Genomic DNA, 217 nt, shown 5'->3' on the forward strand with positions numbered 1-217 from the left:
GCTTCTCCATTGTTCTTTCAAAGCCTCTAATCTTTTGTTAAATTCTTCTTCTGTTAGAGTACTGAATTTCTTTATAGTCTCCAAAGGAATACCATGATAACCTGTACTAGCTGCATAAGTTCGATCAAAACCACCATATAAAGATAAACCATCCTTAGAATCTACCAAAGGCTTATTTCCAACAATACTTTCAACATTAGTCGATGAATGGTTAGCC

The 217-nt window shown here is 34.6% G+C and carries 1 protein-coding gene; it reads right to left on the reverse strand.

From position 1 onward, the window contains the following. On the reverse strand, window positions 1-217 hold a 217-nt coding region (locus tag ADH54_RS12025), incomplete at both ends, for a hypothetical protein (RefSeq protein ID WP_049523896.1).

This window comes from Streptococcus pseudopneumoniae (assembly GCF_001072315.1).
Taxonomy (GTDB): domain Bacteria; phylum Bacillota; class Bacilli; order Lactobacillales; family Streptococcaceae; genus Streptococcus; species Streptococcus pseudopneumoniae_R.